Here is a 22,247-nt window from a genome sequence, read left to right on the forward strand (position 1 = left end):
CGCCGCACCTGCGCGCGGTACCGTCACCTACTCCGGGAGCAGCCATGTCACACCCTTCCCCGTCCTCGGGCCTTTCCCTGTCGGACCTGACCTTCGCCTGGCCGGACGGCACCGCCGTGTTCGACGGTCTCGACACCACCCTCCCCGCCGGGCGCACCGGACTCGTCGGACGCAACGGGTCCGGCAAATCGACTCTGCTGCAGATCATGTCGGGCGAAACTCAGCCGACCCGGGGCTCCGTCACGGTGCGCGGCCGGGTCTCGCGGCTGCCGCAGGACGTCATCCTCGATCCACACCGCGCCGTCGACGCCGTCCTCGGCATCGACACCGTGCGCGCGGCGCTGCGACGCATCGAGGCCGGCTCGACCGCCGTCGAGGACTTCGACGCCGTCGGCGAGCGATGGGACATCGAGGAGCGCGCCCTGGCCACCCTGCACCGCCTCGGTCTCGAACGAATCGTCGCCTCCCCCAGCGACTTCGAGCGCACCGTCGGCACCCTCTCCGGCGGCGAGACCGTCCTGCTGGCGCTCACGGCACGCCTGCTCGACGAGCCCGACGTCCTGCTGCTCGACGAGCCGACGAACAACCTGGACTCGGCGGCCCGCGCGCGGCTGTACGACGTGCTGCGCGAGTTCCCCGGCTCGCTCGTCGTCGCGACCCACGACCGCGACCTGCTCGAGCGGGTCGACACCGTCGCGGAGGTGCGCGACGGGCGGCTGCGGCTGTTCGGCGGCAACTACAGCGAGTACGAACGCATCGTCGCGGCCGAGCAGGAGGCGGCACTGGCCGCGGTGCGCGACGCCCGGGCGGACGTGCGCCGGCAGGCACGCGAGCTGAGCGACTCGCACATCAAGCTCGCCCGACGAGAGCGCTACGGCCGCAAGATGTTCGAGAACAAGCGGGAACCGAAGATCGTGATGGGGGCCCGCAAGCGGCAGGCCCAGGAGTCGGCGGGCCGGCTCCGCCGCGAACACGAGGGCAAGCTCGCCGGTGCGCGCGAGAACCTCGAGCGCGCCCAGGGCACCGTGCGCGACGACCGGGAGATCCGGGTGGACCTGCCCGAGACGGAGGTGCATCCCGGTGCGCGCGTCGCCGAGGGGCCGCTCGAGATCGTCGGCCCGGAGCGGATCGCGCTGCGCGGGCCCAACGGCTCGGGCAAGACGACGCTGCTGCGCGACATCGTCGCGGCCGGTCCCCGGGTGCCGTTCGCGGTGCTGCCGCAGCGGCTGGACATCTTCGACGAGTCGCTGTCGGTGGCGGACAACGTCGCGCTGCGGGCCCCGCATGCGTCGCCGCAGCAGGTCCGGGCACTGCTCGCCCGGTTCCTGTTCCGCGGCGCCGACGCGGACGTGCCGGCGGCCGCCCTCTCGGGCGGCGAGCGCCTGCGGGCGGCGCTGGCGACCCTGCTCGCGGCGGACCCGGCTCCGCGGCTGCTACTCCTCGACGAACCGACCAACAACCTGGACCTGCCCAGCCTCACGCATCTGGTGCAGGCACTGCGCGCGTACCGGGGCGCCTTCGTGGTGGTCAGCCACGACGAGCGGTTCCTGGCCGACATCGGGGTGACCCGGTCGGTCAGACTGGAGCGGTGAGCCACGCGATCAACCCCGTCGACGGGACCCGCATCGCCTTCACGGTGATCGAATCGGACGCCGGCGCCGGCAGCCCGTCGCTGCTGCTCGCGCACGGCAGCGCCCTGTCGTCGGCCATCTGGCGGGGATTCGGATACGTGCGCCCCCTGCGCGAGCGGTACCGGCTGATCCTGCCCGACCTGCGCGGCCACGGCCGCAGCGACAAGCCGCACGTCCCCGACGCCTACGCGATGGACCTGATCGTCGGGGACGTGCTGGCGGTACTCGACGCCGCCGGCACCGAGCGCGTGCACTACCTCGGGTACTCGTTCGGAGCGCGGGTCGGCTTGTCCCTGGCGGTGCGCGACGCTGGCCGGCTGCAGACGCTCACCGTGGGCGGCGGCAGTGCCCGCGCGCAGGCCGGAGCGTTCGATCGCCTGTTCTTCCCGGGATGCGCCGACGTGCTCGGGCACTACGGGATCGACGGGTTCCTCGAGGCGTGGGCGGAACACCTCGGCTCGCCCGTCGATGCCGCGACGCAGGCCGCATTCCGGGCGAACGACGCCACCGCCCTGGCCGCGTACATGCGACGGTCGGATCGCGAACCCGGGATCGACGACGCCGACCTCGCCGCCCTGGACGTGCCGACGCTGGCGTTCGTCGGTTCGGAGGACCGCGAACGGATCGACGACACCCGGGAGCTGTCGCGGACGATCCCCGGTGCCCTGCTCGCGGTGATCCGGGGATACGACCACGCCACGACGATCGCGGCGGCGCCGGAGGTGCTGTCGGTGGTCGGACCGTTCCTCGCGGCGCACGCCGGCCGACCGTCCGGCTAGCTCACCGAGGGCGGCTCGTCCATCCACTGCACAAGCTGGTAGACGATGCCGTTCGGGTCGCGCATCTGGAAGTACCGCTCGCCCCACGGCTCGGTCTCGATCGGCGTGACGATCGGAACCCCCTCGGCCCGCAGTCGTTCGTACTCGTCGTCGATGGCGTCGACGACGAACGCGACGAGCGTCCCCTGCCCGGCGTCGCCGGCGATGCTCGCGGGCTTGAAGGTGCCGAGCCCGGTGCGCAGGAAGACGAGGCTGAAGCCCGCGTCCTCGCGGGTGAGCGAGACGAACCCGTCCTCGGCCATCGTCTCGGTGAACCCGAGGTGGCGGGTCACGAAGTCGGCCGACGCGGCCACGTCGGGAACGTTGAGGGACAGGGCACTGGCGGTGATCTGCAAGGTGAACTCCTTCCGGTTGCACGACTCCGAACGTCCGGGGCCCACGTCCGGTTCCCGCGCCCCGCTGCGGGGCCGAATGTGACACCGGTTCGATGGGATCGAAGAGGTGTCACATCCGGCCCCCCATGGGGGTGTTGTCCGCCGCCCGGAACCGGAGGACTCTCGGAATCACCCCTGTCCCTCTCATCCGGAGGCCCCACCGTGACGCAAACCGTTTCCCCCGTCGACACCGTCGCCCAGCGCGTCCTCGACTCGGCGCTCGGCGCCGTCGATCTGATCGCGATCTATCTCGGCGACCGGCTCGGCTGGTACCGCAGCCTCGCCGCCGACGGTCCCGCCACCTCCGACGAGCTCGCGGCGCGGACCGGGACCGACCCGCGCTACGCCCGCGAATGGCTCGAGCAGCAGGCGGTGACCGGTCTGCTCGAGGTCGACGACGGCGATCCGCCGCGCTTCACGCTGCCGCCCGCGGTGGCCGAGGTCCTCACCGACGAGCACAGTCTCAACTACCTCGGACCCCTGGCCCGCATGTTCGCCGGGGTGTCCGCGCAGCTTCCGGCCCTGCTCGACGCCTACCGCACCGGGGGCGGCGTGAGCTGGGCGCAGCTCGGCACCGATGCCCGCGAGGGGCAGGCGGACATGAACCGGCCGTGGTACGAGAAGGCACTGCCGGGTGCCCTGGCGTCCGTGCCGGACCTCGACGCGATGCTGCGCCGACCGGGTGCCGAGATCGCCGACATCGGCTGTGGCGGTGCGTGGTCCACGATCGCGCTGGCCCGTGCGTACCCGCAGGCCCGGTTGTTCGCCATCGACATCGATCCGGCGACCGTCGCCCTGGCCCGGACGAACGTCGCGGCCTGCCCCGACGTCGCCGACCGGATCACCGTCGTCGAGACCGACGCGGCGAGCCTGCCCGACGAACGCTTCACGGCGGCGTTCGCCTTCGAGTGCGTCCACGACATGCCACGTCCCGTCGAGGTGCTGTCCGCGGTGCGCGGCTCGCTCGCGGCCGACGGGGTCATGGTCGTCATGGACGAGGCCGTCGCCGACCGGTTCACCGCGCCCGGCGACGAGGTCGAGCGGCTGATGTACGGGTTCAGCATCTCGTGCTGCCTGCCGGACGGCATGAGCCACCCGCCGAGCGCGGGAACCGGCACGGTGATGCGTGCGGACACCCTGCGCCGGTACGCGCTCGACGCGGGCTTCTCGGACGTGTCGGTGCTGCCGATCGAGGACTTCGGGTTCTGGCGGTTCTACCGTCTGACGCCCTGACCGGCCTCAGCACGACGTCGGCTGGCGCGCCTCCGACAGCAGTGCGGTGACGGTGTGCTTCATCAGTTCGGCGGCCTCGGCCACCGGCAGGTCCAGCACATCGCGCAGCGCGACCCACGACGCCCAGGTGCTCGCCACCGCCACGGAGCGCACCAGCGTGGCCCGGCGCGACGGGTCGAGCGCGGCGAGTTCCGCCGCGAACAGCTCGTCGACCTCGTTGACCACACGTGCGATGTGCCGCAGCCTGTTTCGCTGGATCCTCTTGGACTGCGGGGCCCGGATCGCCGACGCGCGCGCGAACGGCGCCATCAGCTCGAGCAGTTCGGCGCGCTGCCGGCAGAACGCGTCGATCCGCTCGTCGAGCGGCAGGTCGACGGGGACCGGGGCGAACGCGGTGTCCTGCCGCCGCAGCAGCTCCGTCCCCGTCTCCTCGAACAACGTTTCCAGATCGTTGAAGTTCGCCCACAGCGCCCGGAGCGAGACCCCGGCCCGTGCGGCGATCTGCGCACCGGTCGGTTTCAGCTCACCGGCCTCGATCAGGGCGATGTGCGCCTCTATCACTGCGTGGCGGGTCCGTTCGGCCCGCGCGACGCGTCCGTCGGTGACGGTCACGTGTCCCTCCTCCCGTGTCGCCGACCGGCTCCTCCCAACCGGTGCGGCGCACTCGATTGTGCCAGGGCCTGTGTCACCGAGGGGGTGGCGCCGCGCGGGGGGCGGGTCAGTCGTGGTCGAGGACGGGGGTGCGGGCGGTGGCCCGGACGATCGCGTCGTACAGCGAGCGAGCGGCGCGACGCGTGGCGCCGGCCCCTCGGACGAGGGTGAATCCGTGGAATACGCCCGGCCAGCAGTGCAGTTCGACGCGCACCCCGGCCTGCAGGAGACGCTGGGCGTAGACGAGCCCCTCGTCGCGGAGCGGGTCGAGTTCGTTGACGGTGAGGTAGGTGGGCGGCAGGCCGGTCAGGTCGGCCCGGCGCGCGGGCACGGACTGCTCGGTGGGCTCCTGCCCGCCGAGGTAGTGCCGCCAGCTCTGGGCGGCCTTGCGGTTGTCCCACACGGCGGTGGCGCCGCCGCCGCGCATGGAGGCGGTCTCGAGCCGGTCGTCGAGTGCGGGTTCGAGCAGGGCCTGCAGCGCGATGCGCGGGCCGCCCTCGTCCCGGGCCCGCAGCGCGACGGTCGCGGCGAGGGCGCCGCCCGCGGAATCGCCGAGGACGACGACGCGGTCCGGGTCGATGTCGAGACATGCTGCGCCGGAAGCGATCCACTCGAGGACCGCGTAACAGTCGTCGGCGGCAGCGGGATAGGGGTGCTCGGGGGCGAGCCGGTAGTCGACGGAGATGACGACGGCGCCGGTCGCGCGGGCGACGGCGGCCGCGAAGGCTTCGCTGTGGGCGGCGCTGCCGAGGACGAATCCTCCGCCGTGGATTTCGAGAACGACGGGCCGGCCCGCGGGGTTGCCGTCGGGACACCTGTCGGGCGTGTGGATCCGCACGGGCACCTCGGGGCCGCCGGGCGCGCCGGGGACGAGCCACTCCTCGACGGTGACACCGGTGGTGTCGGCGGGGCCGGCGGCCGCAACGATCGAGTCGAGGGTGCGACGGCCTCCGTCCACGTCGGCGAGATCGAGGTCCGGGAGGGTCGTCACCGCGTCGGCCAGTTCGGGATCGACGTCGGTCGAGACTGGCATGATCTCGGTCATGGCGACACGATAGTGGAATCTGCAGCGCAGGTGCAGATACCGGTCCCGGGTACCGGGACCCCGGACCGCGCGGCACGGCCCGGGGTCGCGGTCACTCGGCGAGCAGGCCCTTGGCGATGTGCGTCACCTGGATCTCGTTGCTGCCCGCGTAGATCATCAGCGACTTCGCGTCCCGCGCGAGCTGCTCGACGCGGTACTCGGCCATGTAGCCGTTGCCGCCGAAGAGCTGCACCGCCTCCATCGCCACGTCGGTGGCCGCGCGCGAGGAGTACAGCTTCATCGCCGAGGCCTCGGCCAGGCCGACGGGCTTGCCGGCCTCCGTGCGTTCGATGGCGCTGAACACCATGTTGCGGACGTTGATGCGGGCGATCTCCATCTCGGCGAGCTTGAGCTGGATCAGCTGGAACCGGGAGATCTCCGCTCCCCACAGCTTGCGGGTGCGGGCGTAGTCCTTGCACAGGCGCAGACATTCCTCGATGATGCCGAGGGCCAGGTAGGCGATGCCGATCCGCTCGGCGGCGAAGGATTCGCGCGCGCTCTCCTTGCCGTCGCTGCGGCCACCCTCCTCGGTCTCGCCGAGCAGCCGGTCGCGGGTGATGCGGACGTTGTCGAAGAACAGCTCGCCGGTGGGCGAGGAGTTCATGCCCATCTTCTTGAACGGCGGGCTCTGGGTCAGTCCCTCCATACCCTTCTCGAGCACGAAGGCGAGCACCTTGCGGTCCCGGCGGTCGATGCTCGGGTCGCCCTCGTCGAGCTTGGCGTACACGATGACGACGTCGGCGTAGGGACCGTTGGTGATGAAGGTCTTCTGCCCGTTGAGGATGTAGTCGTCGCCGTCGCGCCGGACCGTGGACTTCATTCCACCGAAGGCGTCCGACCCGGAGTCGGGTTCGGTGATGGCCCAGGCGCCGACCTTCTCGAAGGTCACCAGCTCGGGCAGCCACCGCTTCTTCTGGGCGAGCGTGCCGCGGCTGCGGATGGTGCCCGCGGTGAGGCCGAGGCTGACGCCCATCGAAGCGACGAGCCCGAGGCTGACGCCGGCGATCTCGCTGTTGAGCAGGGCCGCCATACCGCCGGAGCCCATGCCGCCGCCCGGCTTGGCAGACGACGTCTCGCCGGCCTCCTCCCGGGCGAGGGCCTTGTTCAGGCCGTCGCGGGCCAGCTCGTCGATGCCGAAGGCGGCGAACAGTTTGCGGATGATGTCGTAGGGCGGTAGCTCACCGCTCTCGAGCCGATCCACGTGGGGGCGGATCTCCTTGTCGATGAATCCGCGCAGCGCGTCACGGAACATGAGATCGGTGTCGGACCACTCGTACATGACTCGAAATATAGAACACGTTCTCGTGTACGTATACGGATCCGCGGAACCGGCAGTGACATCGGGCATATTTAGCCTACGATTAGTTAATGCACGATCTATTTGCGTAGACTCCTGATGTCGCCCCCGCACGAAAGGCCCGAGAGATGCGCACCCGCCCCGGCCCGCTCCAGTGGCTCGCCTACGCCGTCGGCCGCCCCCTTCCCGCCTCGATGCGCGAGTGGGTGCGCAACGACCTGATCGGCGACCACGCCGTCGCCCGCCACATGGTCCGCAGCCAGGTCCCCTTCCTCCCGCTGTACGCCGCGTTCCTGCTCCTGCCCGGCCCGGTGTGGCTGCGCCTGTCGACGATGGGACTCGGCGTCGCCCTCGCGCTGTTCTTCTCCGCCGCCTACATGGCGCAGAACCGCCGGCGCCGGCTCGAGCGCAACGGCCTGCCGGGAGACCTCGAGAACCCCCGGCGCGTCCGGGAGCGCGACGCCGAGAAGGCCGCCTACGAGCGACTCCACTCCGCGATGCGCGCCGAGCTGCGGACGCGGGGGTAGACGCAGTCACCTCTGCCGAGCTGACATTGCATAGGCGGGCCCGAGGAAGCTTCACCACAGGACGACCAGCCATCGGTGTGGCTTTCAGCCCGAGCTCCGGGTGGTCACAGCTGATACGGCAGCGGCGTGCCGATCGCCTCCACCAACGGCAGAAGACGGCACCGATCGTCTCCTCCTCGAGCCGCGCGACGACGGCGACGGCGTCACCGCTCACGACGGTCGCGTTCGGCCAGTCGAGGGCTCCTTCCAGTGTGGTCGACACACCGTGCCGGCATGCTCCTCATCCGGGTGACCCATGAGTCGTTCGCGCCGGACTCCTCGGCCCTCGAGGCCGGCGGTCGCACGAATTGCCGATAGGTAGTGGCCCCGAAGACCATCCGCCGCTCCGCCTCGTTCGGGGCGAGGCGGTGGTCGAGCAGCGCGGGGCCTTGCTTGCCCCAGTAGCCGCCCCAGTTGCCGCGGCGGGAGCCGTAGCCGTCCGGGCTGGAGAAGGCGTCGAAGGTGTAGGTAGCGGTCCTGATGCTCTCCTGGAGAGCGGGTGATCGGGTGTGTGGATACAGACTGGCAACACGGCCGAACTCATCGCCGTCGGACTCCAGAAGTCCGGCCGCCCGGATGCGGCCCCAGGACTTGGCCACGGCCAACACGGTGGCTGTGGCCCCCAGCGCGGTACTCGACGGCCGCCGCAATCGCGTCGTTCCCGCCCGCTCCGGCCGCACGATTCGATACGCCACCGCCCACTCCGGTGGTCCTCTCTCCCCGCCGCTGCCACCGGCGGACCACCGCTCCACGGTGATCGGGATGTGCTAGGGAAGACCAGCCTTCGGCGTCCTTCCGGCGCCGGTGGTCCCACGGGTGCGCTGCTCGCCGCCCGGCTCGGCACGGGCGCCGCCGTCGGCTCCGGCCGACCGGCAGGTGCTCTAATTCGTCCCCGACTCATCCGGTCGCAGCGCCCGAAAAAGCCGGTCTGGGTCGAGTTCGGCCACCGGGGCCACCACCACACCGAGCGCCCGCGCCTCGGCCACCGCACGGGCCAACAACCCGCGGGCACGCTCGTAGCGGCACCGAAGATCGTCGGTCAGCGCAACATCGCGCAGTGCGACTCCCGCGGGGACCTCCTCGAGCGCCTCCGCGACCAGAGACCGCACGATGAGAACCCCGGTCTGTACACCCTCGACCGCCCAACGCTGCTGCCACTGCATGCCGACCGCCCTCGACTCGGCCCAGCACCGATCACCCGCCGCCATTATCCGCCCCGCAGGCCCACGGCGTCACGCCTGAGAACAAGGGGATCGGCGTCGGTGACGTGCCCGGTGTCGCAGACGGCCGCCCGACGAGACGGCTCGCAGGCCGGCGGACCGGGTCGCCGGTCCGGGGGATGGAGGCGCCCGAGATCGACCCTGGGTGGACGTCGATTCGACTGCGGGAGGTGGCACGCCGCCCTCACACCACCCGGTTTCGGATCCCGGAGTCCGAGCCAGGTGATGCGGTGACAAACGCCTGATCGTGGAGTTGAGTCGACTCTGTGCGTCCAACCAAACTGTCAGTCGCCTTGGGCCGAGAAGCCCTCGCCGCGCGTACCGAATCCGCGAACGGCTGGTTGCAGGGAACACCACCGGGACGGACGGTCCGGCGTGTCATCGACGGGCTCATCGACATCGAACTCGCCGACCGATCGATGAGCCTCGCCGCCAAGATCTTCACCTCGGTGCTGCCGCTGATCATCGCCGCCTCGATCTTCAGTAACTGGGATCTGGCCGCCCGCGCCATCGAGGAACAACTCGGTCTCGACTCGACCGACCTGTCGGCCGGGACCAGCGTATTCACCGCCGCTGACCCGTCCTTCGCGGCATTCGGTGTCCTCGGATTGCTGCTGGTCGCCATCAGCGGCACATCATTCACCCGGACCCTGGCACGGATCTACGGAAAGATCTGGAACGTGCCGCCGATCAGCGCCCGCGACGCCTGGCGGTGGCTGGTGGTCCTCCTCTTGATCGCAGCGTCGACCGCGCTGATCGGCGTGATCCGGCAGGTGTCCGGGCTGAACTACGTCGGCCGACCGCTGGCGATCCTCGGCGAACTGGCGGCGTGGGCGGTCGTGTGGACCGTGTGCCCGTATCTGCTCACCAGGGGCGCATTGTCCGGTCGCGTGCTGTGGGCCACCGGGATGCTCACCGCGTCAGGCCTCACGGTGGTCCGTGCCGCAGGTCGGATCGTGCTGCCGAGGTTCACAGCCACAGCAGAGACGAAGTTCGGTCCCCTGGGGGTGGTGTTCACCTCGATCAGCTGGCTGTTCGCGCTGTCGATGGTGATCGTGGGTGCCGCGACGATCACCAAAGCACTCGCTCTCGACGAGAGTTACCTCGGCAGATACCTCCGCGGGCCGAGCGCCGGCGCCTGAGGTAGCCCGTCGCACTCAGGCCCGTCAGAAGTAGCTGCCGACAGTACGATGAACCGTCCTGGATCGAGTGGGGACCTCGTTCAGGCCACCGCGAGGCCTGAGGCGGCGGTGGGACGGTGCTCACGAGAGCGCGTCTCGTAGTCGATCGGCGAGAGGCATCCGATCGACGAATGCAGCCGGTCCGCGTTGACCAGCGCACCCACTCCGCGGTTTCCTTCTCCACTTCCGCCCGCACGGACCACAATCGGTCCCGGTGGATCAACTCGGTCTTGTAGAGCCCTACGGTCGATTCCCTCATCGCGTTGTCGAGGGCGTCCCCGACGCTGCCGATCGAGCCGGCGATCCCCGATTCGGTCCGTGCGTCGGCGAACGCCCGTGAGGTGTACTGACCGACCGCATCCGAGTGATGCACCAAACCTGTTGAGGTGAAACGCAAATCGGTTCCCCTTCGGGTGAACAGCGCTTACCCGTGCACGCCGCCGACCAGCGGTGCGCCGTTCGTGGTCATCACCCGCCACCCCAGGGGCGTCGACGCGCGCGTGGTTGCCGCCGACGGCACGGGGCCGTGCTGGTGTGGTTGAGCTCGGCCGGCCGGCCCGGCCGGGTGGGGTGTCGAGTCGCTCGACGACGGCGTGCCGATACTGCCCCCGTCGGCGGCCGGCCCGGACGAACGATGTGGTGGGCGTTTCCCGGGATACGCTCAACTAGTTCCAGATGGACGGCAGGCAAAGTGCTGTAATGCTCTGCAAAACAACACTTTATCTGGTGTCGCGGCATGCCGACAACGGGGTTATGTCAAGTAAGTCCCACCTCTGCATTCCCTGCATTGGCATCCGGTATCACATTTTTCCGAGGTGGTCGAACGACTCGCCTCTGCGTCGATGGGCAATGCAGCGCTGTCATCTCACAAGCCTTCCGGTGTTCGACGATCGCCCGACCCAGGTCCCAGTACAGCAACAGCAGCTCGGTGTCGACCACCGGTGGCGCGGAGCAGGGCATGGTGACCCTGGCGTTGGGCTGGTCCAGGAACTACGGATCGTCGTCGGATAGCCCGGCGGACGGCTCGGTCACCGCCTCATCGTGCACCGAGCCGAGGACGCTGTTCCAATTCGGCCGACGGCGCCGCCGGACACGATGCCTACTCCCCGCCCTGGCCCCGCTCGATCAGGATCACGACGTTCCGGTCGGAGGCCGCTTCCAGAGCATGCACGGCGGCGTCAACCGCGTCGAGAGGGAATTCTCGTGGTTCCGGAACCGACAGCGCGCCGATGTCGACGAGCGCCAGCAGAGCACCGAGAGCAGCCTGGAGACTCGCTGGGTTCCGAGTCCAATAATCTGTCGATTGAAGTCCGGCCACCGAGATGTTCTTTACGAGGAGGTGTCCGGGCTTGAGGTCTTCCGGTGTACCGGCGGCGAACCCGACGATCACGAGCCTGCCTTCCCAGGCCGTGGCGCGCACCAGTCGACCGAGCAACCGGCCGCCGACGACATCGACAACGACGTCGGCGCCGCGTCCTCGGGTCACGCGCCTCACTTCCTCGACAACGGTCTCGGGGTCCGCCTCCACTACGTCGTCGACGCACTCGCACAGTTCCCGACGGACGCTTTCGACATCGCGCGAGACAGCGACGACGCGTGCTCCCATGGCCTTGGCGAGTTGGGCGGCGGCCCGGCCGACGCCACCACGCGCCCCGGTGACGAGCACGGTTTCCCCGGCACGGAGGTGTGCACGGAATCGGAGTGCGGCGTAGGCCGTGAAGTACGCGATTCCGAAGGTCGCGGCAACGGAGAATGCCATCGAGTCGGGGATCTTGGCAACATGCGCTTCCGATACCACCACGGCACCTGCCATTGCGCCATAGGGCGTCATGGCGAGCACCCTGTCGCCCTCGCGGACGTGGGTGACCTTGTCTCCCACCTTGATCACCAACCCCGCCGCCTCCATTCCAGGGATGAAGGGGAGCGTCGGCCGGACCTGGTATTCGCCCCGCATCATCAAGACGTCGGCGAAATGCAGTGCCGCGGCCCGCGGCGCCACCATGACCTCGAGCGGACCGCACGACGGAAGCGGAATATCGTTCACGGTAATCTGCGGTGCTTCGCCGCAACCATGGACCTGCAGCGCCGGGACGAGTGTTTTATTCGAGGTCTTCACGCTTCCTCCTTCTGTCTCGAATCGCCGGTCCGCGCATGAGCTGGGTGACCGTGTCCATCGGACGGTCGGGCTGTAGGAGGGTGGCAACGGTTGCGTATCCGAAGACGCCGTGCTTGTCGTACATCTCGGCGGCCCCGACCGACGGTGACCCGGCCCCGACTCGCCCGGTCGCAGACACCCCCATGGCCAGTACATCGGGAGTGCGTGCCAGCACGAGTGTGACGTCGGCGTTGATGTGGCAGACACCTTCGGTGCCCCAATGGGTGACGAGGTTCGTCAGGTCCGCGACGGTGGCGGCGGCCTGGAACGAAGTCGCCTTCTCGCCGGCTACGAGCGGAATGGCTCGGCACCAGACCTGTTTACGTTCGGAGTTCCGGTGACGTCCGGCGTCGGGGTCCCATCCGGATCCGTCGCTGTAGAACAGGCGCCCCTCGCCGGTGATCGGCTGCAGGTGGTCCGACGGTGTGCTCGGCGTTCGGTCCGGCAACCACGGTGGGCAGTCGATGTCTTGTTCGACCGTGGGCAGGAACAGCGTGCGAGCCCGGGCCATGACGCATCCGTCCTGCAGGAGTTCGCTGTCCACGAGCATCAGGCGGCCGCCCTCACGCAGGACCGTCGATCGCGTAAACACGGTCGCCATCGTCGCGGCCGTGTGCAGATCGACCGTGAATCTGACCGGACGCAGACCCGGTCGCCTCCCGCCGGCGAGTTCCGCCGATCGGGCCAGGGCGCCGGTGACGGCACTGCCCCGCATGTGCTCGGTACCCCAGCCGCTCAGCGATACCGGTAGGGGTGTCAGTTCCTCGAGCCCGGCCCCTGGATGTCGACAGAAGTAGGCCGATATCCCGGCTCCGGTGGGGTCGGCGGTCGGAGCCGGCTCGTCGACCGGCGACTTGTCACGTCTCATTGGTGGTCGCCTGGGCCTTGAGTGCACGCTTGAGAAGCTTGCCGGAGGCGTTCTTCGGCAGCGCGTCGAGAGCCAGGTATGTGCGCGGTCGTTTGTAGGCTGCCAACCTCTCGCGGCACAGTGCGTCGAGTTCGTCTTCGGGAACCGGCAACGCGTCCCGCGTCACCACGTAGGCGGTGACGATCTCGCCCCATTTGGGATCGGGGCGGCCGATGACGGCGGCTTCGACGATGTCCGGATGGGTGACGAGCACATCTTCGATCTCGGTGGGAAAGATGTTCACGCCACCGGAGATGATCATGTCCTTGGCACGGTCGACCACATAGAGGTAGCCCTCCTCGTCGAATCGGCCGAGGTCCCCGCTGGTGATCCACTCCCCGCAGAACTGTTCCTCGGTGGCCTCCGGGTTCTTGTAGTACCTGACCCCCAGGCCGGGTCCGCGTTTGTAGATCTGTCCCACCGTTCCCACCGGCACGTCCTGACCGTAGGGATCGAGGATGCGCAGCTCGCACCCGAAGTACGGCAACCCCGCGGAGCGCACCTTGCGGAGTTGGTCCTCGGGCTTGAGGATGCTGAAGAAGCCCGCTTCGGTCGACCCGTACAGCTCGTAGAGTCCGGCATCGGGGAAGAACTTCAGGAGCCGTTCCTTGGTCGCGGTGAGCAACGGGGAGCCGGCCGACATCAGTCGCCGGACCGAGGTGATGTCGAACGAGTCCTTGTCCGCAACTTCCAGCACCATCTCGAACATCGTCGGCACCATGGGGATGAACGAGACCCGTTCCCGCTCGATGGTCTGCAACAATTCGCGTGCGTCGAACTCGCGCAGCATGACAATCGTGCCGCCGACCATGAGTTGCTGGAGTCCCCAGGTGAATCCGAGGCCGTGGTAGAACGGCCCGGCTAGGACGGTGACATCGTTCACCCGGTTGCCCACCTCGACGGTGATGTCGTACCACCCCTGGCGGGCAATACGCTGCGGGATCTCGCAGGCCTTGGGATCCCCGCTGGTGCCTCCGGTGAACGCCAGATGATAGACGTCCCATTCTTCCATGTTCAGATACTCGAGGTCCGTCGCCGCGCCGGCGAGAACGGTTTCGTAATCGACGTAACCGGATGTCCCCTTCTGTCCGGCGACGACGAGAACATGGTCGGCGGAGATGTGCGGCAGGTTTTCGTGGGCTGCGGCGAACGTATCGGTGAGCCGGCCGTCCACGATGACCACTTCGGCGTCGCTGTACCGGACCGCGTAGGCGATCTCGCCCGGAGTGAACCGATAGCTGATCGGTACGACGGCCGCACCCAAACCGGCCACGGCGTAGACGATCTCAACGTACTGGGCGCGGTTGGTGAGGATCACCGCGACCTTCGTGCCTTTGCCGACCCCCAGATCCGCCAGCCCGTTGGCCAACTTTGCCGTACGAGTACTGACGTCCGCCCAGGTGAAGCGGGTGTCGCCCTCGACGATCGCGACCTTGGAGCCGAGCAGGTGAGACCGTGCGTGCAGATGCGGAATCTGTCCGACGGTGAGCTGCTCCCCGTACGTGACCATCGTCCGTCGTCCTTTCAATCGTGCCCGAGCGTTGCCGGAAATCAGAGTGCGCGGAAGCGGCGCTGCCCGTCGGTCAACACCATGCGCCCGAAATTCAGCCCAGGAAAGTGAGCACCTACCACAAGGTCCCCGCTGGCAGCGAGTTCGTCGGCGAGCTGATTACGGGTTTTCGACGCCAGTTCGGGATCCTCGTCGAAAATCGCCCGCCAGTCCGACTCTTCGAGCTCGACAGTCGAATGGACGACGTCACCGAGCAGATACCCGCGCCGGTCGTCGCCCGACACGACAAAGACGGTCGAACCAGGCGTGTGACCGGGGCTGTGGACGGCGTCGACGCCTGGAGCCAGGGTGGCATCCGTATCGAACAGCTCGAGCTGAGCCGAGATCGGCGACAACTTGCGCACGGCCCCCGGGCTGGCATCGGAAGAATCGACAAAGTGCTCCCAGTCGAGCCGATGTGCCCGGTACGTCGCACGAGGGAACACCACCTCCCCCTTCTGGGTGGTCCAACCCACGTGATCGAAGTGCAAGTGGGTGAGCAGCACGTCCGTCACATCCTCCGGCTGCACACCGTGAGCGCGCAGGGAGTCGAGGAATTTGCCCCCGGTGTAGCGGCCTCCGTGGCCGAGCAGCTTGTCGTCGACGGTCCCCACCCCGGTGTCGACCACGACGACGCGATCCCCCGTCCGGATGAGGAATCCGCCGATGTCGAAATCGAGATTTCCCTGCTCGTCGAGTACCTCGTCCTTGGTCGACCAAGGATCCTCGACACCCGGCCTGGTGAGAATGTGGTTCGGGTCCTCCCGTCCGATTCCGTCCAGTACGGGCACAACGTCGATGTCTCCGAAGCGCATGATGCAAACCTTTCTGAAAGAAGTGGTCCGGGCGGTACCGGCGAATGTCGCCGTACTCAGGGGGTCGCGCCCTCGGCCGCCGCCTGGACGGAGGCGTAGGTATCGCGCAGCACCCGCTTGAGGACCTTCCCGGAGGAGCTGACGGGCAGTTCGTCGACGAATACGTAATGGCGTGGGCACTTGTACTTGGCCAGGTGCGTGGTCGCCAACTCGCGAAGGGCCGACTCGAGTTCGTCCTGCGACTGTCCGTTGTCGGCCGGGACGACGACCGCGCATCCGACCTCGAGGTACTTGCTGTCGGGCACCCCGACCACGGCGACGGCACCGACACCCGGATGCCGGGCCAGTACCCCTTCGATCTCCGCGGGGTAGATGTTCTCGCCGCCGCTACGGATCATGTCCTTGCTACGACCGCTGACGAGGAGGAAACCGTCGCTGGTGACCCGGCCGAGATCACCGGTGCGGCACCAGCCGTCCACGAACGTTTCCTTCGTCGCCTCCGGACGATTCCAGTACACCCCGGACACTGCCGGTGAGCGAACCCAGATCTCTCCGACCTCGTCCGGGGCGGTGTCCGAACCGTCGATACCGACCACGCGGATCTCCGTCAATGGAAGCGGACGGCCGACGGTGTCGGCGTGGCTCCGGCTGAACTCCTGCGTAAGGACCGCGGACTGTCCGCCCCCTTCGGTCAACCCGAACCCCTTGTTGAGCTCCACGTTCGGCAGGTGCTCGGTCAAGGCTTCGATCGCCCACGCCTGCAACGGGTCGCCGCCGGACATGATGAGTTTCAAGGAGCCGAGCGTGCGCAGACGATCGGGTCCCAGGGCGAGCAGGTCGTAGATCAGGAACGGGTACAGCAGCGCGTCGCTCACCTGCGCGGTGGCGACCGTGTCGGCGATCCGCTGGGCCGACATCCCACCGCTGGACATGACCACCGCTCTGCCGTAGACCATCAGCGCCGGAAGGGTGAAGCACTCGAAGGCACCGGCGTGGTAGAGCGGCCCGGTCGTCATCGTCACGGTCCGGCGGGTGAATCCCCACTGCATGGCCTGGATGGTGGCGAACCACATCGCGTTGTCGTGCGTCCACACCGCACCCTTCGGCCGGCCGGTCGTCCCCGAGGTGTACATGATCATGACGGGATCGGTGCCGGACGGGCGGGGCAGATCGTCGATTCCGGCAGCGGGAGAATCCAGATCGGGGGCTTGCGCCCACTCCGGCACCGCAGTCTCGTCGTCCCTCAGGCAGAACCACGACCGGACCGACAGGTCTTCGTGGATCGACTCCAGTTGCTGTGTGCGGCTCGAATGGAAGAAGACGACCGTGCTGCCGGAGTCCTCGACGAGGAAGGACAGTTCTGCCGGCGCGAGCCGGAAGTTCAGGCGGACCGCGATCGCCCCGATGCGCGCGATCGCGAAGTACAGGGCGACGTAGTCGAGGCAATTCACCAGAATCATGCCGACCCGGTCGCCTGGGGTCACCCCGGCTCCCAGAAGCACCTTCACATAGCGATCGCGGCGGTCGCGGAGGTCGGCGTAGCTCCACCACTCGGTGCCGTCGATCGACAACGCGGGTGCGTCCTGGTCTCCTCGCGGCAATGCTCGGAACGGGGAATCGACGATGTGGTTGATGTCCATGAAAGCTCCTACGGGTTCATGCCGCCCGCGCCTGCCACGGCGGACAAAGCGCGATCTGGGTAAGAGCCTCCCGCAACCCGGACCACCGCGTCGACGGCGAAGACGCCCTCGCCGTCGGCGCAGACGAGCACCGGGTTCGCCTCGAGTTCGACCACGCCGCGATCGACGAGTCCCGCGGCGTGCGAGACCGCGACCACCGCATCACGCAGAGCCCCGAGGTCACCCTCGGGCAGGCCGCGGAATCCGGCAAGAGCACGAAACGCGGTGACTTCGTCGATCATTTCCTGCGCGGTGTCCGCATCGACCGGTGCCAGCCGGACGCTGCGGTCGTTGTGGAGTTCTGCCAAGACTCCCCCGGCGGCGAGGAGCACGATCGGGCCGACGTCCGGATCCACCCGGAATCCGATGAGTGCCTCGCCGAGACCGCGAACCATGTGCTGGACGAGGACGCGATCGGTCGGCACGGTCGGATCGGTCCGGGACACCGACGACACGATCGTGTCGACCGCGGACGTCAGGCCGTTCGCGTCCGTGACTCCGAGAACGACGCCACCGAGATCGGACTTGTGCGCCAGTCCTGCCGCATGGATCTTCACGGCCACCGGTGTCGACACCGGGATCCGGTCGAACGGACCGGGCGTGTCCAGGACAACGAACGGTGCGTGCGGAACCCCCAGTTCGGCGAACACGCCGTACGACGACTGTTCGTCGAGAACTCCCGTCACCGCCGTCACCTGGTGCGGCGGACGGACCTCCAGGCGGGGAGGGCGGTAGGAGAAGACCGAGACGATCGCGTCGGCGCAGGCCTCCGGGGACCGGAAGGCACTTACGCCGCCGTCCCGCAGCATCTGCAGCGCTTCCGGCGCCGACGGTACGACGAATGCGACGAGCGGCTTGCCGCCGGCGGCATCCACGATCGGCTTGACGGCGAGCTCCGGATGAAAGCGGGCCGAGGAGCCGGGCACCGCCACGACGGCGTCGAACTCGGGAGCGGCGAGCAGGATGTCGAGGGCGGACTTCATCACCTCGTAGCGGGTACCCGCAAGCGTGAGATCGACCAGGGTCCCACCACCGGTATGGATGCCGGCCGCGGCCAGTTCCCCCCGGGTCCGTTCGCTCGGACCGGTCGGCTCTGCTCCGGCCAGGGCCAGGCAATCGACCATCATCGCGCCGCCACCCCCGGTCGTGGACACCACGGCGACCCGCGGCGCGGAGCGCACGCGCCCCCGAGCGCGGGTGCTCCGTGCCAGCGCGTGGGCTTCCAGGAGTGCGTCGAAGGTGTGGACGCGGGTGATGCCGAGATCGCGGAGTGCCGCATCGGCGATGGCGTCGTCCCCGGCGAGCGCACCGGTGTGCGAGACGGCCAGCTCGGCAGCCGCTTCCGAGCGCCCGAGCTTGTACGCCAGCACCGGCTTGCCCCGCTCGGCGGCGGCACGGGCGAAGGCAGCGAGATCCCCGGCATGGCTGAGGTTCTCGAGGAAGAGGATGTAGCTGGTCACCTCGGGATCGTCGACCGAGGACAGACATACCTCGCCCAGGGACAGGTCGACTTCGGAGCCGGTGGACACCATGGTGTGGAACGCGATGCCTGCGTCCTTGCCTCGCGACGCCAACGCGCCGATGGCGCTGCCGGACTGCGATGCGACGAAGATGCCTCCCCCGGTCGGCAACGGCTCGGCGAAGGCCGCGTTGGCCGTCAGCACGAGTCGCCGGGCGGGGTTGACCACCCCGAGGCTGCTGGGTCCGAGGATACGGGTACGTCCGGACGAGGCGATCTCCTCGAGTGCCGCCATGCGCCGACGACTTTCCGGCGAGTCACCGACGAATCCGTCGGCCATGATGGTGACCACGCCGACGCCCATCCGTGCGCACTCGCGTGCGGCGTCGATCGCGGAGTCTGCGCCGGTGAGAACGAACACGTGGTCGGGCACGGTCGGTACGTCACCGATCGTGTCGTACGCGCGGTGACCACCGACGACGTCGCGGTTGGGGTTGACCACGTACACCTCCCCTGCCCACTTGCTGTCGGCGAGGTTGCGCAGGGGACGCGCGGTGGTCTTCGCCGCGTCGTCCGAGGCGCCGACGACAGCGACGCTGCGTGGGCGGGCCAAAGCGCGGTAGAGATGCTCTCGGGTGTCGGAGGTCATCACTTACCTGCCCTCTGATTGAACCTGCGCCCGAACACCGTCTCGGCGATCCGGTTCTTGAGGATCTCGGTCGATCCGCCGGCGATCTTCCAGCCGCGGGTGCGACGGAAGCAGTACTCGACCAGCGACTCCTCGCTGAACCCGGTGCCCCCCATCGACTGGACCGCGAGGTCCGCCGCGCCGAAGCCGGCTTCGTTGGCGGCGTACTTCGCGACCGCGGTGTCGTATGCGGTCGGCAGTTCACCGTCCAGGACGTTCGCGGCGCGGTAGAGCAGCAACTGTGCGGACTCGAGCTGAACGGCCTTCTCCGCGAACATCCACTGCAAACCCTGGAACTCCGCGAGCGGGCGGCCGAACTGCTCCCGCTCGGACACGTGCCGCACCGCTGCGTCGAACGCGTAACGTCCGACGGCGAGCGAGCGCGACGCATTGCCGAGACGCTCGACGTTGAAGCCCGTGATCTGCCGCTTGAACCCGCCCTCCCCGAGCAGCACCTGCGAATCCGGGACGAAGCAGTCCTCGAAGTACAGCTGGCACCAGTGCTCGCCGTTCATGAACATCGACGGCTCGCCGACGGTCAGTCCCGGGGTGTCGCGGTCGACGAGGACCGAACCGATACCGCCCACCCCCGGACCGAACCGGACGTACACCAGGTACACCGAGGCGTCGGCGCTGTGCGTGCCGAACACCTTGGTGCCGTTGATGATGTACCCATCGTCCTTGCGGACCGCGGTGGTCTGCAGATCGGTCACGGCCGAGCCGGCCTCCGGCTCGCTCATACCCAGCCCGATGACCGACCTGCCGGACAGCAGGGACGGCAGGTAACGCTCGCGCTGCTCGTCGGTCGCGTACTCGGCGAAAGTCCGGATTGCCCCGAAGTTGCCGGCCTGGACGATGTCGGCCGACCGGGGGCAGTGTGCGGCCACCGCCTGGATCGCGACGACCGCAGCAAGCAGGGACGCGCCCTGCCCCCCCTTCTCCTCGGGGATGGTCAAACCCAGCAGGCCTTGTTGTCCCATCAGTTCGGCTACGTCCCAGGGGAATCCGGGATCGTGTGCTCGTGCGAGAGCGTTCGGGGCGAGCGTCTTGGCGGCGAAGGCCGACACCGAGGAGCGGAAGTCCTCGATCTCGTCGGGAAGTCGGAAGTCCACGGCGGAGTCTCCTGTGTGTGATCGGTGACGGGGTGCGTCGGCGAGGCAATGCCTGTCAGACAGAACGGGCGATTGTCGTCGGGGCACCGGTCACGGTGGTGGTGGTGGTGTCGAGGGTGACGGGGGTTCGGTGCAGGGCGACCATCCCGTCGGGAAGATCGTCGGAGACGGGACCGTAGCGATCCATGACGGCCGGGTCGTGGCCGGGCACGACGTGGTCGGGGCCGTCGGCGAGCTCGAGGACGGTGTCGAACGCCGCGAACATAGCGGGTACGTCCACGACGGCCGGGAACGGGTTCCGCAGGTCGAAATTGGCGTAGTAGTGCAGCGCGTCGGAGGCGAGGACGACCCAGCCTCGTTCGGTGCGGACCCGGACCACCTGGAGGCCCGGGGTGTGGCCGCCGACGGGGTACAACTCGACCCCGTCATGCAGGACGTGCGGCCCCGCGACCTGATCGACGCGGCCGGCGAACGTCCGGCGCACGACGTCACACACATCGTCGACGTCGAAGAAGTGCGACAGCTGCGGATGACGCATGCTGCCGCCGGTCGCATAGGCGACCTCGTCGCGCTGAATCAGCACGCGGGCATCCGGGAAGTCGCCGATATTGCCGGCGTGATCGTAGTGCAGGTGTGTCAGAACGACATCGGTCACCTCGTCCGGTTCGATGCCCCACTCGCGCAGCGCGTCCGCTGGCCGACGCTCCAGCACCCGGCCGCGCCGCTCACCGGCTGCTCGGCTGAAACCGGTGTCCACCACAACGACCCGATCGCCGCCGCGGACCACCCACATGTCGAAATCGAGGCGCATCGGAGCGGTCAGATGCGGGTCGGTGAGGAAGTTATCGCGCGCCGGACGGTCCACGTGACCGAGCCGGATCGCGACCACCTCGTGTTCGGTGCTCATTTGCGGCCCCCGCCTTCGATGAGCTTGACCATCACCGGGTAGTACTCGTCGCGGTACCCCGCATCGCGTGTCGCTTCGAGCAGCGCCATGGTCTGGTCGGCCGAAGCGGTGGGCACGCCCTCGTCCCGGGCGAGCTGCAGGGCCAGGCTCAGATCCTTGATGGCGTAGAGGGTCGGGAAGGTCTTGGTCGGGAACTCGTCGACAGCGAGCGTCGCGAGCGCGGACTTGCGCAGCACGAAGCTGTCGGCCGACCCGAGGGTGAGCGTCTCGAACAGCAACTTCGGCTCCACCCCGGCCGCAGCGCCGAGGGCGCGGGCTTCGGCGAGGGCATTCATGGTCTGGAACACCACCATGTTGTTGAGGATCTTGATGACCTGGCCGCTGCCGAGCGCACCGGCGTGCACGATGTCGGATCCCATACAGCCCAACAGGGGTTCGAGATCCGCGAACCGCTCCGACGTGGCGCCGACGGTGATGAGCAGGGTGCCGTCCTTGGCGGCCTGGCGGAGCCGGGCCACCGGCGCGTCTACCAGCTCGATGCCGTCCTTGACCAGATCGGCTCCGAGCGCACGTGTGCGAGTCACATCGCTGGTGCTCATGTCGACGATGATCTTGGGGGGATTGGACGCGGACCTGAGTTCCGCCGCGACGGCCTCGACCTGCACGATGCTGGGGAGCGAGAGGAAGACGACCTCTGCCTGTTCGGCGACGTCGACCACGCTCTCCCCACGTTTGGCGCCCGCATCGACGACTCGATCCAACGACGCGGTGCTCAGATCGAAGGCGATTACCTCATGACCTGATCGGGTCACCAGGTTGGTGCTCATCGGGCCGCCCATGACACCGAGTCCGATGAATCCGAGAGTGCGATTGCTGGTCATTGCGGCATATCCTTCTTTC

19 protein-coding genes and 2 pseudogenes are annotated in these 22,247 nt (G+C 68.5%); 5 read left to right on the plus strand and 16 right to left on the minus strand.

Features of this window, described 5'->3' with window-relative positions; all coding sequences use genetic code 11:
- The first annotated feature begins 44 nt into the window (after positions 1–44).
- Positions 45–1,592: an ABC-F family ATP-binding cassette domain-containing protein gene (locus ACWPOB_RS12525; protein WP_100057978.1), complete on the plus strand. Its 1,548-nt coding sequence runs from the start codon at positions 45–47 to the stop codon at positions 1,590–1,592.
- Positions 1,589–2,410, plus strand: coding sequence for an alpha/beta fold hydrolase (locus ACWPOB_RS12530; RefSeq protein ID WP_455401004.1), 822 nt, complete (start codon positions 1,589–1,591; stop codon positions 2,408–2,410). Before ACWPOB_RS12525 ends, ACWPOB_RS12530 begins: the two co-directional genes overlap by 4 nt.
- On the opposite strand, the gene ACWPOB_RS12535 is transcribed toward ACWPOB_RS12530, so the two are convergent.
- On the minus strand, positions 2,407–2,805 hold the full coding sequence (locus ACWPOB_RS12535; protein WP_100057979.1) for a VOC family protein: 399 nt from the start codon (positions 2,803–2,805) through the stop codon (positions 2,407–2,409). The two genes, ACWPOB_RS12530 and ACWPOB_RS12535, sit on opposite strands and share 4 nt — an antisense overlap.
- A gap of 201 nt (positions 2,806–3,006) precedes the next feature.
- Between ACWPOB_RS12535 and ACWPOB_RS12540 the strand changes: the two genes are divergently transcribed.
- Positions 3,007–4,077, plus strand: coding sequence for a class I SAM-dependent methyltransferase (locus ACWPOB_RS12540; RefSeq protein WP_455401005.1), 1,071 nt, complete (start codon positions 3,007–3,009; stop codon positions 4,075–4,077).
- Between the two features lie 6 nt (positions 4,078–4,083).
- Here ACWPOB_RS12540 and ACWPOB_RS12545 read toward each other — a convergent pair whose 3' ends face one another.
- From ACWPOB_RS12545 to ACWPOB_RS12555, 3 genes are all read right to left on the minus strand, one after another.
- Positions 4,084–4,689, minus strand: coding sequence for a TetR/AcrR family transcriptional regulator (locus ACWPOB_RS12545; protein ID WP_455401006.1), 606 nt, complete (start codon positions 4,687–4,689; stop codon positions 4,084–4,086).
- Between the two features lie 106 nt (positions 4,690–4,795).
- Positions 4,796–5,773 (minus strand): alpha/beta hydrolase, encoded by a 978-nt coding sequence (locus ACWPOB_RS12550; protein ID WP_455401007.1) that lies wholly within the window; start codon positions 5,771–5,773, stop codon positions 4,796–4,798.
- 91 nt (positions 5,774–5,864) lie between these two features.
- The gene (locus ACWPOB_RS12555; RefSeq protein WP_455401105.1) at positions 5,865–7,091 is read right to left on the minus strand and encodes an acyl-CoA dehydrogenase family protein; all 1,227 of its coding nucleotides are present in this window, start codon (positions 7,089–7,091) and stop codon (positions 5,865–5,867) included.
- Positions 7,092–7,237: 146 nt separating this feature from the next.
- Here ACWPOB_RS12555 and ACWPOB_RS12560 point away from each other — a divergent pair, with 146 nt between their 5' ends.
- Entirely contained in the window at positions 7,238–7,636 is a 399-nt protein-coding gene (locus tag ACWPOB_RS12560) for a DUF5313 family protein (protein ID WP_455401106.1), read from the plus strand.
- Between the two features lie 166 nt (positions 7,637–7,802).
- Here ACWPOB_RS12560 and ACWPOB_RS12565 read toward each other — a convergent pair.
- Positions 7,803–8,196 (minus strand): annotated as a pseudogene (locus ACWPOB_RS12565) (dihydrofolate reductase family protein); the annotation flags it as partial.
- A 360-nt stretch (positions 8,197–8,556) separates the two neighbouring features.
- Positions 8,557–8,838: a hypothetical protein gene (locus ACWPOB_RS12570; RefSeq protein WP_455401008.1), complete on the minus strand. Its 282-nt coding sequence runs from the start codon at positions 8,836–8,838 to the stop codon at positions 8,557–8,559.
- 323 nt (positions 8,839–9,161) lie between these two features.
- Here ACWPOB_RS12570 and ACWPOB_RS12575 point away from each other — a divergent pair, with 323 nt between their 5' ends.
- Complete coding sequence (locus tag ACWPOB_RS12575) at positions 9,162–10,037, plus strand: hypothetical protein (protein ID WP_100056234.1); 876 nt, start codon at positions 9,162–9,164, stop codon at positions 10,035–10,037.
- Positions 10,038–10,117: 80 nt separating this feature from the next.
- Here the strand turns inward: ACWPOB_RS12575 and ACWPOB_RS12580 are convergent.
- The 10 genes and pseudogenes from ACWPOB_RS12580 to ACWPOB_RS12625 all read right to left on the minus strand — a co-directional run.
- Positions 10,118–10,560 (minus strand): annotated as a pseudogene (locus ACWPOB_RS12580) (integrase core domain-containing protein); the annotation flags it as partial.
- 615 nt (positions 10,561–11,175) lie between these two features.
- Positions 11,176–12,192: an NADPH:quinone oxidoreductase family protein gene (locus tag ACWPOB_RS12585; RefSeq protein ID WP_455401009.1), complete on the minus strand. Its 1,017-nt coding sequence runs from the start codon at positions 12,190–12,192 to the stop codon at positions 11,176–11,178.
- A complete protein-coding gene (locus ACWPOB_RS12590) occupies positions 12,176–13,099 on the minus strand; it encodes an acyl-CoA thioesterase domain-containing protein (RefSeq protein WP_100056236.1) in 924 nt (307 codons plus the stop codon). Before ACWPOB_RS12590 ends, ACWPOB_RS12585 begins: the two co-directional genes overlap by 17 nt.
- Positions 13,089–14,648 (minus strand): AMP-binding protein, encoded by a 1,560-nt coding sequence (locus tag ACWPOB_RS12595; RefSeq protein WP_100056237.1) that lies wholly within the window; start codon positions 14,646–14,648, stop codon positions 13,089–13,091. The genes ACWPOB_RS12590 and ACWPOB_RS12595 overlap by 11 nt, the downstream gene beginning before the upstream one ends.
- Positions 14,649–14,689: 41 nt before the next feature.
- The gene (locus ACWPOB_RS12600; protein WP_455401010.1) at positions 14,690–15,502 is read right to left on the minus strand and encodes an MBL fold metallo-hydrolase; all 813 of its coding nucleotides are present in this window, start codon (positions 15,500–15,502) and stop codon (positions 14,690–14,692) included.
- A gap of 56 nt (positions 15,503–15,558) precedes the next feature.
- Positions 15,559–17,142, minus strand: coding sequence for a class I adenylate-forming enzyme family protein (locus ACWPOB_RS12605; RefSeq protein ID WP_455401011.1), 1,584 nt, complete (start codon positions 17,140–17,142; stop codon positions 15,559–15,561).
- 8 nt (positions 17,143–17,150) lie between these two features.
- A complete protein-coding gene (locus ACWPOB_RS12610; protein ID WP_455401012.1) occupies positions 17,151–19,289 on the minus strand; it encodes an acetate--CoA ligase family protein in 2,139 nt (712 codons plus the stop codon).
- Entirely contained in the window at positions 19,289–20,440 is a 1,152-nt protein-coding gene (locus ACWPOB_RS12615; RefSeq protein WP_455401013.1) for an acyl-CoA dehydrogenase family protein, read from the minus strand. Before ACWPOB_RS12615 ends, ACWPOB_RS12610 begins: the two co-directional genes overlap by 1 nt.
- Positions 20,441–20,495: 55 nt before the next feature.
- A complete protein-coding gene (locus ACWPOB_RS12620) occupies positions 20,496–21,347 on the minus strand; it encodes an N-acyl homoserine lactonase family protein (protein WP_100056241.1) in 852 nt (283 codons plus the stop codon).
- Complete coding sequence (locus tag ACWPOB_RS12625; RefSeq protein WP_100056242.1) at positions 21,344–22,228, minus strand: NAD(P)-dependent oxidoreductase; 885 nt, start codon at positions 22,226–22,228, stop codon at positions 21,344–21,346. The genes ACWPOB_RS12620 and ACWPOB_RS12625 overlap by 4 nt, the downstream gene beginning before the upstream one ends.
- Positions 22,229–22,247 lie beyond the last annotated feature (19 nt).

The sequence above is a fragment of the Rhodococcus sp. 2H158 genome (assembly GCF_053764755.1).

What these genes read in the sequence shown, in the direction of transcription:
- ACWPOB_RS12600 (WP_455401010.1), bottom strand. Translation starts at nt 15,502, where the DNA reads ATGCGCTTCGGAGACATCGACGTTGTGCCCGTACTGGACGGAATCGGA.
- ACWPOB_RS12560 (WP_455401106.1), top strand. Translation starts at nt 7,238, where the DNA reads ATGCGCACCCGCCCCGGCCCGCTCCAGTGGCTCGCCTACGCCGTCGGC.
- ACWPOB_RS12570 (WP_455401008.1), bottom strand. Translation starts at nt 8,838, where the DNA reads ATGCAGTGGCAGCAGCGTTGGGCGGTCGAGGGTGTACAGACCGGGGTT.
- ACWPOB_RS12625 (WP_100056242.1), bottom strand. Translation starts at nt 22,228, where the DNA reads ATGACCAGCAATCGCACTCTCGGATTCATCGGACTCGGTGTCATGGGC.
- ACWPOB_RS12550 (WP_455401007.1), bottom strand. Translation starts at nt 5,773, where the DNA reads ATGACCGAGATCATGCCAGTCTCGACCGACGTCGATCCCGAACTGGCC.
- ACWPOB_RS12525 (WP_100057978.1), top strand. Translation starts at nt 45, where the DNA reads ATGTCACACCCTTCCCCGTCCTCGGGCCTTTCCCTGTCGGACCTGACC.
- ACWPOB_RS12610 (WP_455401012.1), bottom strand. Translation starts at nt 19,289, where the DNA reads ATGACCTCCGACACCCGAGAGCATCTCTACCGCGCTTTGGCCCGCCCA.
- ACWPOB_RS12620 (WP_100056241.1), bottom strand. Translation starts at nt 21,347, where the DNA reads ATGAGCACCGAACACGAGGTGGTCGCGATCCGGCTCGGTCACGTGGAC.
- ACWPOB_RS12590 (WP_100056236.1), bottom strand. Translation starts at nt 13,099, where the DNA reads ATGAGACGTGACAAGTCGCCGGTCGACGAGCCGGCTCCGACCGCCGAC.
- ACWPOB_RS12555 (WP_455401105.1), bottom strand. Translation starts at nt 7,091, where the DNA reads ATGTACGAGTGGTCCGACACCGATCTCATGTTCCGTGACGCGCTGCGC.
- ACWPOB_RS12595 (WP_100056237.1), bottom strand. Translation starts at nt 14,648, where the DNA reads ATGGTCACGTACGGGGAGCAGCTCACCGTCGGACAGATTCCGCATCTG.
- ACWPOB_RS12605 (WP_455401011.1), bottom strand. Translation starts at nt 17,142, where the DNA reads ATGGACATCAACCACATCGTCGATTCCCCGTTCCGAGCATTGCCGCGA.